The 15,798-nt window shown below is 43.8% G+C and carries 16 protein-coding genes; 10 read left to right on the top strand and 6 right to left on the bottom strand.

The genetic code is table 11. From position 1 onward, the window contains the following. Positions 1-55: 55 nt before the first annotated feature. From J3P43_RS09195 to J3P43_RS09175, 5 genes are all read left to right on the top strand, one after another. Positions 56-895: a putative phage abortive infection protein gene (locus J3P43_RS09195; RefSeq protein WP_255901396.1), complete on the top strand. Its 840-nt coding sequence runs from the start codon at positions 56-58 to the stop codon at positions 893-895. 382 nt (positions 896-1,277) lie between these two features. Beyond that, positions 1,278-1,436 (top strand): YgjP-like metallopeptidase domain-containing protein, encoded by a 159-nt coding sequence (locus J3P43_RS09190; protein WP_379126074.1) that lies wholly within the window; start codon positions 1,278-1,280, stop codon positions 1,434-1,436. Next, the gene (locus J3P43_RS09185; protein ID WP_255901392.1) at positions 1,433-2,551 is read left to right on the top strand and encodes a DGQHR domain-containing protein; all 1,119 of its coding nucleotides are present in this window, start codon (positions 1,433-1,435) and stop codon (positions 2,549-2,551) included. The genes J3P43_RS09190 and J3P43_RS09185 overlap by 4 nt, the downstream gene beginning before the upstream one ends. Continuing rightward, on the top strand, positions 2,548-2,889 hold the full coding sequence (locus J3P43_RS09180; RefSeq protein ID WP_255901390.1) for a GIY-YIG nuclease family protein: 342 nt from the start codon (positions 2,548-2,550) through the stop codon (positions 2,887-2,889). Before J3P43_RS09185 ends, J3P43_RS09180 begins: the two co-directional genes overlap by 4 nt. A 44-nt stretch (positions 2,890-2,933) precedes the next feature. After that, positions 2,934-4,124, top strand: a complete 1,191-nt coding sequence (locus J3P43_RS09175; RefSeq protein WP_255901388.1) for a HEPN domain-containing protein — start codon at positions 2,934-2,936, stop codon at positions 4,122-4,124. 665 nt (positions 4,125-4,789) lie between these two features. Here J3P43_RS09175 and katG read toward each other — a convergent pair. Continuing rightward, positions 4,790-7,075 carry a catalase/peroxidase HPI gene (gene katG / locus J3P43_RS09170; protein WP_255901385.1) on the bottom strand — a complete coding sequence of 762 codons (2,286 nt, stop codon included), beginning with the start codon at positions 7,073-7,075 and terminating at the stop codon, positions 4,790-4,792. Between the two features lie 250 nt (positions 7,076-7,325). Between katG and J3P43_RS09165 the strand changes: the two genes are divergently transcribed. Further along, positions 7,326-7,514 (top strand): hypothetical protein, encoded by a 189-nt coding sequence (locus J3P43_RS09165; protein ID WP_255901384.1) that lies wholly within the window; start codon positions 7,326-7,328, stop codon positions 7,512-7,514. 403 nt (positions 7,515-7,917) lie between these two features. Here the strand turns inward: J3P43_RS09165 and J3P43_RS09160 are convergent, their stop codons facing one another. Further along, on the bottom strand, positions 7,918-8,406 hold the full coding sequence (locus J3P43_RS09160) for an energy transducer TonB (RefSeq protein ID WP_255901383.1): 489 nt from the start codon (positions 8,404-8,406) through the stop codon (positions 7,918-7,920). Further along, positions 8,403-8,621, bottom strand: a complete 219-nt coding sequence (locus J3P43_RS09155) for a helix-turn-helix domain-containing protein (RefSeq protein WP_255901381.1) — start codon at positions 8,619-8,621, stop codon at positions 8,403-8,405. Before J3P43_RS09155 ends, J3P43_RS09160 begins: the two co-directional genes overlap by 4 nt. Positions 8,622-8,742: 121 nt before the next feature. Between J3P43_RS09155 and J3P43_RS09150 the strand changes: the two genes are divergently transcribed. The 3 genes from J3P43_RS09150 (at position 8,743) to J3P43_RS09140 (ending at position 10,584) form a co-directional block, all read left to right on the top strand. Continuing rightward, positions 8,743-9,099, top strand: a complete 357-nt coding sequence (locus J3P43_RS09150; RefSeq protein ID WP_255901380.1) for a hypothetical protein — start codon at positions 8,743-8,745, stop codon at positions 9,097-9,099. 305 nt (positions 9,100-9,404) lie between these two features. Beyond that, entirely contained in the window at positions 9,405-10,130 is a 726-nt protein-coding gene (locus J3P43_RS09145) for a hypothetical protein (protein WP_255901379.1), read from the top strand. Between the two features lie 199 nt (positions 10,131-10,329). Continuing rightward, complete coding sequence (locus J3P43_RS09140; RefSeq protein ID WP_255901377.1) at positions 10,330-10,584, top strand: hypothetical protein; 255 nt, start codon at positions 10,330-10,332, stop codon at positions 10,582-10,584. Between the two features lie 98 nt (positions 10,585-10,682). On the opposite strand, the gene J3P43_RS09135 is transcribed toward J3P43_RS09140, so the two are convergent. Beyond that, positions 10,683-11,072: a hypothetical protein gene (locus tag J3P43_RS09135; protein WP_255901376.1), complete on the bottom strand. Its 390-nt coding sequence runs from the start codon at positions 11,070-11,072 to the stop codon at positions 10,683-10,685. A 48-nt stretch (positions 11,073-11,120) separates the two neighbouring features. On the opposite strand from J3P43_RS09135, the gene J3P43_RS09130 reads away from it, so the two are divergent. Further along, positions 11,121-11,780 carry a hypothetical protein gene (locus J3P43_RS09130; protein WP_255901375.1) on the top strand — a complete coding sequence of 220 codons (660 nt, stop codon included), beginning with the start codon at positions 11,121-11,123 and terminating at the stop codon, positions 11,778-11,780. A 623-nt stretch (positions 11,781-12,403) separates the two neighbouring features. On the opposite strand, the gene J3P43_RS09125 is transcribed toward J3P43_RS09130, so the two are convergent. Together J3P43_RS09125 and J3P43_RS09120 are read right to left on the bottom strand one after the other, a co-directional pair. Further along, positions 12,404-13,687, bottom strand: coding sequence for an energy transducer TonB (locus tag J3P43_RS09125; RefSeq protein WP_255901374.1), 1,284 nt, complete (start codon positions 13,685-13,687; stop codon positions 12,404-12,406). Between the two features lie 459 nt (positions 13,688-14,146). Then, entirely contained in the window at positions 14,147-15,631 is a 1,485-nt protein-coding gene (locus J3P43_RS09120) for an alpha/beta hydrolase family protein (protein WP_255901372.1), read from the bottom strand. Positions 15,632-15,798 lie beyond the last annotated feature (167 nt).

Genomic DNA, 15,798 nt, shown 5'->3' with positions numbered 1-15,798 from the left:
GACTCTGCTGTCCCTAATATATTAGACTCTGACTTAAACACTTGTTAAAAAACATATGACATCGAAAAGAGAAGGCTCAATTACTGGACTACAGATTTTTGCCGTTGGTTTAATCTTCTTTTTAATTTGCCTTGCATTGTTTCTAACATACGTCTCCTTGGAGGACAAGACTGATAGAGGTACGTTTGGCGATATGTTCGGGGTGACTAATTCTATTTTTTCAGGAATGGCTTTTCTCGGTATACTTATAGGGGTTATTCTCCAAAGGAACGAAATACATGACACCAAAGCTTCTGCGATAGCACAAGCAGAATCTTTTCGTCTTCAACAATTTGAAACCACATTTTTTAATATGGTTTCTTTGCATCATGAGCTCGTGAACGGCATACAATACAAGGGGAAGATTGGCAGAAAAGTATTTGAGGATTGCAAGGAGCGGCTAAAGGATTTTGCATCTATCGAAGAGGTGGAACTATGGGATTCCGATGGTACCCAATTAAGGATGCATCATTTCGATAGAAATATTCGTTCTGTAGAGGAGGTTACGGCGTTGATGGAGAAGGAATACCTTCAACGCTATGCTTTAGAATTCGAGCCTATTTTAAATCATTATTTCCGTAACCTATATCATATATTTAAGTTCATACACACCAGCCATTATTTAGTACCTAAGCAAAAGAAATTTTATGCTGCGTTGATACGGGCACAACTATCACAAAATGAGCTTTACGCTATTATGTTTAATTCTATGAAGTTGGGTTATGGTAATCCAAAATTTTTATACTTAGCAAATGAGTATAAAGTTCTGAAGAACTTTAGAAGCAGTGACGTTGAACCTCCCATTTTTTTTAATTCTTATGAACATATGTGCGAGCAGGTTAGAAATCCATTTTAGTGCTCCTCATTTGGTTTAAGTCTTTCGACAGGGCGGCCCTCACTGTCCGTAGAGTTCCGCAGGGCTCTACGGATTCATAATAAAAAAGGAGTCTCTGACTTGCCTACTCTAAATAGTCCCCGTTTGCAACTCTGCTCTTGTTGGTGTTGTCACCAACAAGCCCGATAATGGACTCTAGACGCTTCACGATTATTGTTTTGTTGGTGACAATACCAACAAAAGGCGAAAGCATCCGCTTGTGTTGCTCAGTTAGCTCAATTTAGTAAGTAACTAGAACATTTGCATTTCTAAATTAATTCCATAAATTCACCTCTGAGTTTTTAGATTTCACGCTGCCATCCAAACATAGTGAAAGATTACCCCTTAATTAAAGTAAGACTGTATTGAATATGTGATTGTTCATGAGTTATGCAATTTGGTACACAATTACCACAAGCAAAATTTTATAGACTTAAAAAATAAAGAACCGTCAGACTGGAAGAGACAGACAGAGAGCTTGGAGAAGTCATGGCGTAAAAACAAAATAAATTTATACCCATGAAAATCATCAGACCTGCTGCCATAGTTAAACAAGGGCAGTTAACCCTTTACACTACATCTTTGAAAGTCTCCGACTTACTGATTCCAAACTTTTATAGTGTTGAAACTCTTGATCCTAACGAAGATAATAAGGGATATCAGCGATTGTTAAATACTGCACGAGCCAAAAAGCTATCAGATTACATTGTTAGCGGACAAGATACTAAGGATGCTTTTTTACCAACCAGTATATTCATGGCTACTAACAAGAATATCGCGTTCAAGCCGGAAAACAATTCCATTGAAATAGATGTGAAAGAAATTGGTCCTTTTAGTATCGTAGATGGCCAACATAGGGTTGAAGGTTTAAAGATGGCAGCTGATAAAGATCGCAGGGTTCTAGATTTTGAAGTTCCTGTGAATATTGCAATTAATTTATCCAATATAGCTCAAATGTGTCATTTCCTTATAGTAAATACCACTCAACGGAGTGTCGAAAAAGGGGTTGAGCAGCGTATTTATTCTCGATTAACTCAAGCATTGGAAGTGGAAGATATTCCGAATCTGCCGAAATGGATATCTCGGGCAGTAGAAAAAGGAGAAGATGATTTAGCTCTCAAATTTGTCGACTTTCTAAACCGTGAAAGTCAAAGTCCGTGGTACAATAAGATTGAGATGGCTAATCAAATTAATAAAGAAGCAAGTGTCAATCAGAAGAGTTTTGTCCAATCGATCAAAAGACATGTTCTTGTTGCAAATAATCCTATTAGTATCAAAAATCAGGATATTCAGCACAAAATATTCCTTAATTATTGGAAAGCAATAACGAATATTTTAGGAACAGATGATCCGACGGTGCTATTTAAATATAACGGGGTAGAGCTGTTTTGTAAGTTTTCGGTTCCTTTCTTCAATAAAATGATAAACATGCCGGACTTCAAAGTAGAAACTATGGAAGGACTTCTTCTATCTACATTTGAAAATGTTGAAGGTGATTATGCTGGTGTCGGACATACAGAATTTTGGACCAAAGGTGGCAAAGCCAGTTTCTTAAACTCTGGAGCCATTAACCAAATAAATACAGAAATGGTGAAAGCATTACATAAGACTAATTTTCAGAAGGAAATTGAGCTGTGAAAATTGATAACTTAGACCCATTACCAGTAAAAAAGGTTCAATTCAAACTCGCCTTTATGATGCATGTGCCAAGGGAAAGTGGTTGTTATGTGCTGACCGCTTTTGATGGTACAATCTTGTATATTGGTCTAGCACTAAAATTAAATATCCGGTTCAAACAACATGTTGATAGCTTAGGTAAAGTTAAACCGACGGGAGATGGGAAAGCGGTGTGGTTTTATTATTTAGGTTATAATGAAAAGAACTTACCGAAGCTAGAGCGAACTTGGTTAAATCACTTCCAGTCTTACGAAGGTAAGTTGCCGATTTTAAATCTTATTAATTCACCATTAGGCTGACGAGTTTATCGCAGAGCAACAAAACACCTTTTTTAAATACGAATATGAAGACAAAATATACTTTCGAGATTCTATGTCTAGATGCCTCCGGCACATCGGTTATTAAATCTGAAGAAAACTTAACCTATTCTCTCCTTGCCAATAACGAATTATGGATCAATGCAAATAAAAGAGATATCTCTATTATTGATGATAAACAAAATATCTCACTTAACATAAAGCAGCTAAGTAAAGAAGAAGAAAGCGATCTAAATGTTAAAAATACCTTTCTTATAAAAGTCAAAGGAGATTTCGATCCTATGGAGCAATTTCGGATAAAAATTGTTAAATATTTAAATAATCAGGGATATAACCAGATTTATATTCTATTAGACGAAGTATCCTCTGAAATCTCTTGTCGCATTTATCCTAAAATAAACTTAGTCGAAAACCTTTTAAGAAAGTACGTTATGAAATTTTTCATAACCAAATTGGGTCCCAGTTGGTGGAACGTTACCGCAGACTCAGAAATGAAAAAGAAGGTTAATACTAGAAAGAATAATGAAACGTTTTTTTCAGGATTTATAGACAACAAGGCTTTCTTGATTGATTTTGGGGAGTTAGGTAAAATTGTGCATTCACAATCCTCGGGGTTTATTAGTCGGGAAGACATTGTCTCAAAGGTGTTAGGCTTAGAGGAGTCGCCAGCTGCAATTAAGAACTTAAAAAAGGAATTAGAAAGTAATTATACGAAGTTTTTTCAAGATACATTCAAAGAGAAGGGCTTCCAAACTAAGTGGGAAGATTTGGAGAAGATAAGACATAAAGTTGCGCATAATAATCTTTTCACCCGTATAGATTTAGATAATGCAGATACTCTTACAAAGGAGTTAGAAGAAATAATCACGAATGCTAATTCAAAAATTGATGGCATTACGTTTAGCATTGATGAAAAGGTGACGATTCAAGAAAATATTGCAAGTACATTTGCCACTTATCAAGTTATTTCCGAAGAGACTTTTTTGGAAAAATTAGCAGATAGCGAACGGTGGGCATTGAAGACTCGGGATAACTTCATCAGTTTGAAGCACTTCGTCACAAACTATTTAGGAGCGCAGGGCTATGATTATAGAACAAGTTACGATATGGTCAATGTCCTAGAACAGAAGGGGCTAATCGAACTATATGAATTTACTAGTCCTAATAACTTATACCCTATAACCGCAATACGCAAGGTGAACAAGCCAGTGGCTTGACTTGACTGTGATACGTAATATGAATGCTTCAAAAAAATCTCAATTAGCCACATTACTCCTTCAACTTCAACTCCGAACAAACATTCTCCAGCAACTCACACGGATTAACGTCCATTGCTAAAGCAATTAAATAAAGCTCATCAGCCCGGAGCTTGGCTTTTTCGTTAAGAGACAGCTCACTCAAAACGAACTTTACTTAAACCCGTACTCCCCACGCTGGTCCGAGCATGTGCTGGTTCGAGTTTGCAACTCGGACCTTTTATAATAGCTATAGTTAGCCTAACTTAAGCTTTGCCAATAGTGAAAGTCAGTGAATTCATGGAGAGTGAGTGTAACCTTTCTTGTTCAAGTCTTTGGCAGCACAGCTTATGTGATTGGTTCGTGAGGACACGAACCAAGGCTTGGGAAGGTTGACGTTTGGGCTTTGGCCTATGGAAACGGCAATAACATATTTACGTCATACCGAACGGTGGGGTCGTAGAAGTGGCGATGCGGAAGAGAGAGGTATCTCCGCGGTTTAGAGGTGAGGCTGAAGTTTTTGTGGTTTAGGTTGCTGGGTGCTTAATTGAAATAAGATTGTATTGAGCTGGTTTAAGACACAATGCCCATAAAAAAACCGCCTCATAGTGATTGACTATGAGGCGGCACTTTTTCAATACAGCTTATTACTTTAAATCAAACCTGTCGAGGTTCATCACTTTTACCCAGGCTGCTATAAAATCTTTAACAAATTTCTCTTCAGCATCTGTGCTTGCGTACACTTCTGCTACTGCTCTTAGCTCAGCATTTGATCCAAAAACAAGATCTGCACGAGTAGCGGTATACTTAGGTTGCCCGGTTTTACGGTCTGTGCCTAAATATAGTTCTTTGTCTTCGCCCATTGCCTTCCAGGCAGTGCCCATATCGAGGATATTCACTAAAAAGTCGTTTGTGAGCACACCGGGACGGTCGGTGAAAACGCCATGCTTAGAGTGATCAAAATTGGTGTTTAATGCACGCATACCGGCAAGGAGCACCGTTAATTCCGGAACTGTTAGGGTTAGCAATTGTGCTTTATCAATCAACAACGCCTCTGTAGATGCCGGGGTGTTGAATTTCCGGTAATTACGGAAACCGTCTGCCTGTGGCTCGAGGTATTTAAAAGATTCTACGTCGGTTTGTTCGGCAGATGCATCCATGCGGCCCGGACTGAAAGGAACAGCTAAGTTAAATCCTGCGTCGCTCACTGCTTTTTCAACTGCAGCGCTTCCTGCTAAGACGATCAGATCAGCAAGCGACACCTTTTTTCCGCCTTGCGCTGCTCCGTTAAAGTCGTTTTGAATGCCTTCAAGAACCGCCAATACTTTGGTGAGCTGAATAGGATTATTTACATGCCAGTCTTTTTGCGGCGCTAAGCGGATGCGGGCACCGTTGGCTCCGCCACGCTTATCAGAACCGCGGAAAGTAGAGGCAGAGGCCCAGGCTGTAGAAACCAGCTCAGAAATACTAAGTCCGGCTTCCAGAATTTTTCCTTTGAGTGCTGCTACATCCTGATCGTCGATTACGGTGTGATCAACTGCCGGGATGGGATCTTGCCATAACAGTTCTTCCTGAGGAACCTCCGGACCCAGGTACAAGGCACGCGGACCCATATCGCGATGAGTTAGTTTGAACCAGGCACGGGCGAAAGCATCGGCGAAAGCGCTCTCATCATTTAAAAATCGTCTGGAGATCTTCTCATATTCAGGATCTAAGCGCAATGCTAAATCTGTTGTGAGCATGGTAGGGCGACGTTTTTTTGAAGGATCATGGGCATCAGGAATGATCTCTCCTGCATCTTTGGCTACCCACTGATGTGCGCCACCCGGACTTTTGCTCAGTTCCCATTCAAACGCAAAAAGATTTTCAAAAAAGTTATTGCTCCATTGCGTAGGGGTGGTGGTCCAGGTAACTTCCAGTCCGCTGGTAATGGTATCGCCGGCTTTCCCTGATCCAAAACTATTAGCCCAACCAAATCCATGATGTTCAAGGCCTGCGGCTTCGGGCTCTTTGCCTACGTGATCCGATGATGCGGCTCCGTGTGTTTTTCCAAAGCTATGTCCGCCTGCAATCAGAGCCACCGTTTCCTCATCATTCATCGCCATCCGGGCGAAAGTGGTACGTATATCTTTTGCCGCTGCAATAGGGTCGGGGTTGCCGTCCGGTCCTTCCGGATTTACATAGATCAGGCCCATGTGCGCAGCAGCCAAGGGCTCTTTTAAGTCGCGGGAGTGAATTTTTCCATCTGCATCTTCATCAGAAGGTAATACACCATGATCTGCCACACCCTCAACGCCCTTCCCATAACGGTCTTCGTTACCCAGCCAGGTTTTTTCCGAGCCCCAAAATATATCTTCGGCTGGTTCCCAGACATCGGCACGGCCACCCGCGAAACCAAATGTTTTAAAGCCCATGCTTTCTAATGCGACATTTCCAGCCAGTATCATCAAATCTGCCCAAGATAGCTTCTTGCCATACTTTTGCTTAACGGGCCACAACAGCCTTCGTGCCTTGTCGAGATTTACGTTATCGGGCCAGCTGTTTAAAGGAGCAAAACGTTGCAAGCCCATGCCACCGCCACCACGGCCATCAAATACACGGTAGGTGCCCGCGCTGTGCCATGCCATCCGGATAAAAAGCGGTCCATAATGTCCGAAATCAGCAGGCCACCAATCCTGAGAATCGGTCATTAAGGCCTGCAGGTCGGCTTTTACTGCCTGCAGGTCGAGGCTTTGAAAGGCTTTTGCATAGTCAAAGTCAGGGTCCATAGGGTCAGACATCGCGGCGTGCTGGCGGAGGATACCAATATTCAGTTTATCTGGCCACCAATCGCGGTTTTTGGTGCCGCCGCCAGCAGCATTCTTCAGAGCTGCTCCTGAGAATGGGCATTTGCCAGCGCTTTCGCTGTTGATGCCTTCGATTGTATTTTCCATGTTTATAATTTGATTCGTCTGAGTATCTAATTTACGGCATTATACTATTCGATTTTATATTAAAAATTGATGATGATATAGATGGAGTTGATATGGATAGCTGAGACTAAATAGCTGTAAAATTGGATTTCCTTTCGTCCGCTCATTGGCCGCGGTGGCCTAGTCCTTTTTCTTGACAAAAAGGACCATACTTAGCGAAGCGATCTCATTTATTCCTTAAAAAGCGATGGAAACTTATAAATAAAGTCAAGTGAATTCCGAGGTGCCTTTGGGCTCTAGTCAGCGCACAGTTCTCCCATCAGCGCAGGGGCTGCGTCTGCTTGCCACCGGCGCAGAAGGCCTGGCTTCGGGCAAGCAGCCAATGCCCTTCCTTCCGCACTGGCCAGCTGATGGCAGAACTTTGGCCGGCACTGCGGAATTCACGGGCTTCGTAGGTTAGGTTTTGGGGGTATGATGGGTGGCTGGGTGTTGAGGTTGACGTTTTATTCTGTTTCCTATGGAAACGGCAATAACATATTTACGTCATACCGAACGGTTGGGTCGTGGAAGCGGTGGTGCGGAGAGAGGTATCTCCGCGGTTCGGAGGTGAGGCTGAAGTTTTGGTTTTTTCAAGGACCTGTTATATTTATCCGTTTTACATTTCCCCTTAAGGGGATAGGGGCTCTAAGGCGCCATACCTGCTCCCCTTTTTTCAAGGGGAGCTGTCAGCCCTTCGCTGACTGAGGGGTTTAAATGATGGTTTGAGGTAGTTTGAGTTTTGGAGTTTACTAGATGTTTTGTATGTGAATGAGTTCGTTAGGATAGCATTCAAAGATGATTGTCGTTGTCTTAGTCTGGATCCTTTATGACTCATGCCTTAAATCATGCTTTTTCTTCCGGCGATTTTTCAATACAGGAGCTTCTAAGTTCACAGGTAATGAATATTGAACACGAACAGGTTTCCCATTCTGCATTCCCGGAATCCATCTCTCGGACATTTTTAAAACCTTGATTAATTGTTCTCCCGTATCATAGCCAAGATCACTCAAAACTTTGAAATCTGTAAGCGATCCATCTTTATCAACAACAAAGCTAACAACTACTTTCCCTTTGACCGCAGCTTCGATAGCAGAACTTGTAAACCTATATTCTTTTTCGATAAGTTGATAAAATTTCTTCACTCCTCCTGGATAATGAGGAAGTGTTTCAACAATAACTACCAAGCCGTCGCGATATGTGGTCGAGGTATCGTTTAGTGCAGGACTATCTTGAGCTTTTGCATTAACAGATATATAAATAAAAAGAAATACAATAAAACGGGAGTATTTATTAGTTTTTGCTCTGGGCATCATTCCTCCTTCAATTTCAAATCCGAATACAAATTTTCCAATAGCTCACACGGATTAACATCCATCGCCAACGCAATCAGATAAAGTTCATCCCCTCTAAGCTGTGTAGAAGTATTATTCGACAACTCACTCAACCGTGATTTGCTTATTCCAGTTCTACGAGCAACTTCAGCTTTGTTTATAGATTTCTTAGTTAAGTATAAGCCTAACTTAGTCATTTGCGTTCCCTTTACATCTGTTAGCGAGTAAGGTACAATTGTTTAGAATTGTTAAACAATTTCGTTGGATTTGTTTTAGAATTCGTTACTTTCGTTTAGAATTATTAAACAATCCGCCGCTATGTCAAACCTCATCACCCTTCGCCTCCCCACCCAATTCCACCTCGCCTGCATCCTCCACCAAATCCAACCCCAACAATTCCTCCAGGATCTCATCTCCCACATCATCCTCCCATCAGACCACATAGACCCCGACAAGCAAACCCTCCTCGCCACCGATTACTTTCTGGAATACGTCGCATTAAATCTGTCACCTCAAGGCTCATACAGCCCCGAGCAACAGCAATTCCTGCTTCAAAAAGAAACCCGGTACCAACGTCTCCTGGCCCACTCCGGAGATTGCACTGCCCGCGAAAGGGAAGAAGTGCTCAAGCTTTTCTTTGAGCAATGGCTCCATGCATGGAATAAGCTCACTTGATAGCTCATGTCAGAAACGAAGCGTTATTAATGTTAAAAGAAATAAAATTTACTCTTGGCTCTTGCAAGTTTCATATAAACTGTTTTAATTAGCATTAACATTAAAACATTTACCTAAGACAGTTTTCAATCAGCTACCGAACTGTGCTACAGACCAGGAAAACATCTTAAAGAGTTTTAGATCAAGGATTAGTCCTTAAAATTTATTGACACAAATTATTGCTATGCACAGGCTTTGCTTTGCCCGGGCCTCTGGACGAATTTTTATTAATTAATATATCTATAAACCCTTTAATCTATTACCCTATGCCAACAAAATCAGACAGCGGCCATGCAAAGAATGTGGCCAATTTCGAAGATCTGCTTACCCGCGTGAGAAGCCTCGGTACAGATTACAATCCAAGCAAAGCCGGATTAAGCTTAACAAACCTCGAGCTTCAGCATCAGGCGGCAGCGGCAACACTAAAATCACTTGCAGCCGAACTACCCCTGTACCAGCAAGCCGTAGACGCCAAACAGGCCGCCTTTGCACCACTGGGCAAACTCGTTACCCGCGCCTTAAACATGTTTAAAGCTTCGGTCGACAATAAAGCCGAAGTAGAAAGCGCCACAAGTCTGGCAAATAAGATCCGCGGTGTCTCCTCGCCTAAGCCGGCAGCGCCCGCAGAAGGAGAGGAGCCCGTAAGAAAGATCTCTACTTCGCAGCTCTCGGCCGATATGCAGCTGGCAAACCTTGCATCTCTTATTGAAGTACTCTCGGCACACGCCTCTTACCAGCCAAATGAAGCCGAGCTTAGCGTTGCCGGACTTATGGCGCTGCATTCAGATCTGTCTAAGAAAGCCCAGGACGTAACCGAAGCACAAGTGAGAGTAGAAACCGCCCGCCTCAACCGCGATAAAATGCTTTATACACCCGGAAGCGGGATCGTTGATTTAGGAATAGGGGTTAAAACCTATGTGAAAGCAGCATTTACCCCTAAGTCGGTAAATTACAAGCCCATTTTAAGCCTCGACTTTAGAAGAGGTAAGTAATACCAGAAGGCTGTCTCTTGAAAGATCTGAGTTTTTGGTCCTTATCAGCAAGATCTGAAGAATTTGAGACAGCCTTCCTCCATCAATATACCCCACCTGAGTCTTAATAGCCAACCTCATTGTTCCGATACAGCTGCTTGTTTATAAAAAATAAGAGTCGTTGTTCTTAATTAAGCACGTTTTTTTTAAAGTAAGGACCGTGATTTATAAAGTAAGCATCGTTGCTGATAAAGTAAGCGTCGTTGCTCTTAAAGTAAGCTCCGTTGCTGTTAAAACAAGCTCCGCGATTTATAAAGTAAGCTCCGTTGCTGTTAAAGTAAGCTCCGTGATTTATAAAGTAAGCATCGTTGCTAATAAAGTAAGCTCCGTCACTCTTAAAGTAAGCGTCGTTGCTGTTAAAGTAAGCTCCGTTACTCTTAAAGTAAGCATCGTAACACACGAAGTATTTGTATAAAGTCCGGTACCTATAACAACCCCCGCCGCCCTGGTTCGTGTCCACGAAACAGGAGATCAAACCTTTTGGTTCGTGGGGGCACGAACTAATGCTTAGGCTTAGGACGAATACCTCCCCCAACGGCTGCAAACTCCGGCCTCTTTTCCATATTTGCGGAGACCTCTCACTCCGTTCGAGGTGACGAATAGGGTGGAGGGTTTCGTTGTTATAGGTTCGGTACCTATAACAACCCTCAGTACCTCTTCACCCGTCATATCGAACGGCCCTGAGCCAAGCCTTGCGGTGAGATATCTCCGCGGCCCGCAGACGGAATTAAGTATTCGCTGCTGCCCTGCTTCTAAGGTTAGGTGCTTTCGTGACACTGTTGTGTTTCCCGCCCCCCACTGGTTTAAGTCTTCCGACAGGGCGAATAAATCTTTATCATGAAAATCAGGACTCTGTCGGCACAATTGCGGCAAACCCAAGAAAAGGACAAGAACTAAAATCATACTATATCGTTCTTTACAAAATACCTTCCACACCAAATACAGCGCCATATGCGGATCTTATCTTTTATACTACTTTTTACTATTATCGGCTGCACCGAAAACTCCAGGCCTGTTGCGGTAAACGACACCACTTCGATGACCATAACCGCACCCCGGGAAGAAGCGCAGGGAAAGTTGGCAGATTCCGTACGGGAGCTTAGCAGTGTTGAGGATATTAAAAAAGAGGTTGCTTACATCAATTCAAGAATAGAGAGCGGCGATGTAGATTCGATTTCAAAGAAATATAACTGTCGTGGCGAAAAAGCAGGAACAATCACCTGGTTTTCTGAAAGGGGACAGGTGCGGATGATTAAGCACACCTATTCAGAATACAGTCATTACACGGCCAGCGATTATTATTTTGTAAAAAGAGGTGCTCCGTTTTTCGTTTATTACAGGAGTATATCCTGGGTTTTTAGTTCAAACGACAAGGGACAACAGGGTACAACAGATAATGTGGCCGAGAAACGTTTTTATATCATAAATGGGAAACCAGTTAAGTGCCTTGAAAAAGACTTTAAGATAGTATCCACAGATCATGACAAGCCGCAGCCGGAAGAGATTGCAAACAGGGATGTTGCATGCTCATCTGTAGATGCACAAATAAGGAAGTACAACACACTCGCAAAGCTTAAAAATTCTAAAAAGGAGATTAGCTGCCTTGAATAGACCTTTTTTCCGCAGAGTTCCTGAAAAACGAGAACTGCGGAAATAAAAGCAATCCTTATCCAGGCATATCTCGCGATGATACAGAATCATTGATTTCAGAACGGCTGCAAACTCCGGCCTCTTTTCCATATTGCGGAGACCTCTCCCTCCGTTCGAGGTGACGAATAGGGTGGAGGGTTTCGTTGTTATAGGTTCGGTACCCATAACAGCCCTCAGCACCTCTTCACCCGTCATATCGAACGGCCCTGAGCCGAGCCTTGCGGTGAGATATCTCCGCGGTCCGAAGACGGAATAAGTATTCGGTGCTGCCCTGCTTCTAAGGTTTAGGTGCTCTCTTGTGTTTCCCGCCGCCCTAGTTCGTGTCCCCACGAAACAGGAGAGTTTCAGGCCCGGCCCGAACATTAGTTACAAGGGTTTTGTAATCGTTGCTAAATCAACCTGGCACCGGTATATCGCTTTAGGATTGCCGATCGAGTCGGCAATGACGATCTTCGAGAAATAACGGTTGTCGTTTAAACCACGACTTGCCAAATACTCCCGCACTGGTTCGTGGGGACACGAACCAAGGCTTAATACGATTGCCGATCGGTTCGGCCCGATGACGATCATCGAGGCATTGCATGTTATTCATTCGGGAACGACCCCTGGATAGCGCCTTTCAAATCAATCATGAGCGGGAGGGTAAAGGATACTTTAACCGCTCTATTATTTTGGATTCCGGGGAACCATCCGGATGACGCTCCTTTTACTGCCCGAATGGCGGCCTCATTCACATCGGACTTTAATCCACGAATTACTTTAAGCTCAGAAAGGCGACCGTCGTGTTCCACTTTAAACGTCAGCACTATTCTTCCTTTTATATCTTTGTTCTCTTCTGTTTCCATCACGATAGGGCTTTTGAAGTTATTGAGCTTGACGTCCTGGCGAATAGAGAATGATGACTGTATCCTGGAGTAAAATCGTTTCCATCCTCCATGCGGCATTGGGCTAATCTCAATGAGATTTTTACTTGAAGTATCCGGACGAATAGCAGAGCGGCATAGTTCTGTGTTTATTCCAGCCTTTGAGTACCAGATCACGAACGCAACACTGTCTTTGACCCCCTTTTTTTCTTTCTCATTATATGCTGGTTCCCAGGCAGGAGCCTGTTGCAACATTTCCAGTATTTTTTTGCTTAAACGGGCCGCATCTCCATAGGTACTCAAGAGCGACGGGTTCGCTAATTTGCCGTCATCGGCAAGCGAAGCCCCAATTACGAATGTCGCCGGCTGGTTCTGCCCATTGCTTTGATCTTTTAGAACGGATTCTATGAACGCTTCAAACTTTGCCGACACCAGAGGCTTGCGATAAATAAGAGGTGGTTTTGTTCGAGAGATGAGCTTACCTTTTTCCCAGATCTCAACATTGGTGACGTTTCTATATTTGTCAAAAGTTATCCATTCCCCATCTACTAAATCATCGCTATAAGAACCACGGATGTATATTTCTTTACTGTCACGGAAATAGTTCCGGTATTCTCCGTTTTTTTTACCCTTCTTATAGTGTTGAACCATCTTCAATGATGAGTTGGGATAATGTTCTGTCCATATCCCTTCTTTCTCGCCATCAATAAACAGTCCTGCCCTGCGTTTGTAGTGGACTGAATCTTCGGTATGATAATAAGAAAACCTTCCATGAGAAATTTGAAGATTGGGATCTTTGTATGTTCCTTTCAATCGCAGGGAGCCGTTCATAAGATACTCGCGGGTGTGCCATAAGCTATCGGGACCTGCCGTATAAAGGATGAAAGCCTCTGCCTTAGCAGAATCACAAATCTCGTCTCTTGAGTTGATAAATAGCTTGTAAACCTGAGCGTTTCCTGATGCAGGCAAAAGAAAAAATAAAAGATAGGGAAGGAGCTTTTTCATTGTGATAAGATTTTAAAGTTAAAGAAAAACTGGTTCCGGCGCAAACGTCCGCCGCCCTGGTTCGTGTCCCCACGAAACAGGAGAGTTTCAGGTCCGGCCCGAACATTAGTTACAAGGGTTTTGTAATCGTTGCTAAATCAACCTGGCACCAGCATATCGCTTTAGGATTGCCGATCGAGTCGGCAATGACGATCTTCGAGAAATAACGGTTGTCGTTTAAACCACGATTCGTCACATATTACGGCTCGTCATTCCTGCGCAGGCAGGAATCGTAATGCAGGGCTAAATCAACCTGGCACCGGTATATCGCTTTAGGATTGCCGATCGAGTCGGCAATGACGATCTTCGAGAAATAACGGTTGTCCTGCACTGGTTCGCGTCTCCCACGAAATCAAACTTTTGGTTCGTGGGGACACGAACCAAGGCTTAAGAAAAACTGGCTCCGGCGCAAACGTCTCTTTAGCCTGCTTTATCACGATTTAACCCAGCCAAATTCTTCCTGAAAAAATCATATAGCCTTTTCAGGTCGCCCTCCCGTTGCGGAACCGAATGCCCTTTGCCGTAATCCAGCATTAGCTCCGTCCGCACTCCGATCGAATCCAGCTTCGCCTTAAAATGTTTGAGCTGTTCCTGGTAATAGCCCTCATCATCCCTGTTTAAGAAGAAAAGCACTGGTGCCGTGTTGGCCGACTGCGCCAGATATGCCGCACCCATTTGTTCCCAGCGCTCGTAGTTGTCTTTCAGCGGTCCCCAGACCCAAGGGGAGCGCGTCTCCAGGTTTCCATCTCCATCATCCGTCACCTCGTAGATCCTGGTATAATCAAATACCCCCGGCCCAAGCGCAGCTGCCTGCACTTCATCCGAAACCCCGATATTAAACCCGGAATTCTCCAGTTCGGGCACAGATCGGTCGCCCACGGCCAGCGAACCCGCAGTCGCCCCACGCGAGAAACCGTAAATTCCGATCTTGCCCGAAAGATTCAACCGGCCAGCCATTGCCCGCAAGGTGCGCACAGCAGATTTGACCTTCCTTGCGGCATCGGGATTGGTTTGGAAAGACTTATAGGCATCATTGGGGCCGCCCGGCGGCTTGCCCTTGCCCCATGGCGCGTATTTCGGATGGTCGGCTATCGCCCAGGCCATGCCCCGGGCGGCTGCGCCCTCCAGAAAAGAATCGTTAAAACCTGCCAGCGTGTTTCCCAGGTTGAGGCGCTGGTTCCTATTTGCTGCAGTCAGCCCCTTTTTCTCCTCATCCCAGCTTGCATAGCTGTTGCTGTAGGAGAAAGACAAAATAAGGGGCACAGCATGTGATGTATTTGCCGGGTAGATGATGTCCATATGTAACGTATCGCCCACGGTGTACTCGGCCGGAGTGTTGTAAATGCGGGGATCATCCACGAAATAAGGTACGTCGCGCATGATGCGGTAGCCCTCAAACAAGATATAGGAGCGGTAGCGGGAACAGTTGTGCAGTCTGGCAAAGGAGCCCGCGGCAATGGAGTCGTTAATGGCAATGATATCATAGTTGATGGCGGGAGAAACGGCTTTAGCGTGGTGCCGGTAATTGAGTTCGATCACCCGGTATCCCTGCCCGAGCAGGTATTTTACATCGGTTTTCCGCTTGTTCCCGCCTATCTTCTTAAAGCCTAATTTTTGGAGGTAGACAACTGTTATGTAATTGCCTTGATAGTCTTTTAAAGGCCTGGACGATTCGGTGACTTTATACGATATGTTGGTTCCGGTAACTTTGCTGAGCCATTTGCCTTTGGCAGCGAAAGAGGGGAGCGAAAGGCTGATGAGTAGCAGGCAGGTTAATCCAAACTTGAATCTGGTACGCTCTTGTTGGAATATATAGCTAACAAAGCGCCTGATGACTAGCTGCTGCTGAACGATAGCGATGGAAGATAGAGAGGTGCCTGATTGCTGTGGTTGTGAATGCGTCATGCCTGAAGCGCTAATTTAGCCATTCGTGGCGAGAAATGCGATTCGTCATTCCTGCGCAGGCAGGGATCGTAATGCTTTGCTAAATCAACGTGGCGCCAGTATATCGCTTTAGGATTGCCGATCGGGTCGGCAATGACGATCTTCAAGAGATGACGATTGTGGTTTAA

This window comes from Paradesertivirga mongoliensis, from assembly GCF_024436395.1.
Lineage (GTDB): Bacteria > Bacteroidota > Bacteroidia > Sphingobacteriales > Sphingobacteriaceae > Paradesertivirga > Paradesertivirga mongoliensis.
This window is presented reverse-complemented; position numbering and strand designations above follow the sequence as displayed.

What these genes read in the sequence shown, in the direction of transcription:
- J3P43_RS09195 (WP_255901396.1), top strand. Translation starts at nt 56, where the DNA reads ATGACATCGAAAAGAGAAGGCTCAATTACTGGACTACAGATTTTTGCC.
- J3P43_RS09185 (WP_255901392.1), top strand. Translation starts at nt 1,433, where the DNA reads ATGAAAATCATCAGACCTGCTGCCATAGTTAAACAAGGGCAGTTAACC.
- J3P43_RS09175 (WP_255901388.1), top strand. Translation starts at nt 2,934, where the DNA reads ATGAAGACAAAATATACTTTCGAGATTCTATGTCTAGATGCCTCCGGC.
- katG (WP_255901385.1), bottom strand. Translation starts at nt 7,075, where the DNA reads ATGGAAAATACAATCGAAGGCATCAACAGCGAAAGCGCTGGCAAATGC.
- J3P43_RS09160 (WP_255901383.1), bottom strand. Translation starts at nt 8,406, where the DNA reads ATGATGCCCAGAGCAAAAACTAATAAATACTCCCGTTTTATTGTATTT.
- J3P43_RS09155 (WP_255901381.1), bottom strand. Translation starts at nt 8,621, where the DNA reads ATGACTAAGTTAGGCTTATACTTAACTAAGAAATCTATAAACAAAGCT.
- J3P43_RS09150 (WP_255901380.1), top strand. Translation starts at nt 8,743, where the DNA reads ATGTCAAACCTCATCACCCTTCGCCTCCCCACCCAATTCCACCTCGCC.
- J3P43_RS09145 (WP_255901379.1), top strand. Translation starts at nt 9,405, where the DNA reads ATGCCAACAAAATCAGACAGCGGCCATGCAAAGAATGTGGCCAATTTC.
- J3P43_RS09135 (WP_255901376.1), bottom strand. Translation starts at nt 11,072, where the DNA reads ATGATTTTAGTTCTTGTCCTTTTCTTGGGTTTGCCGCAATTGTGCCGA.
- J3P43_RS09130 (WP_255901375.1), top strand. Translation starts at nt 11,121, where the DNA reads ATGCGGATCTTATCTTTTATACTACTTTTTACTATTATCGGCTGCACC.
- J3P43_RS09125 (WP_255901374.1), bottom strand. Translation starts at nt 13,687, where the DNA reads ATGAAAAAGCTCCTTCCCTATCTTTTATTTTTTCTTTTGCCTGCATCA.
- J3P43_RS09120 (WP_255901372.1), bottom strand. Translation starts at nt 15,631, where the DNA reads ATGACGCATTCACAACCACAGCAATCAGGCACCTCTCTATCTTCCATC.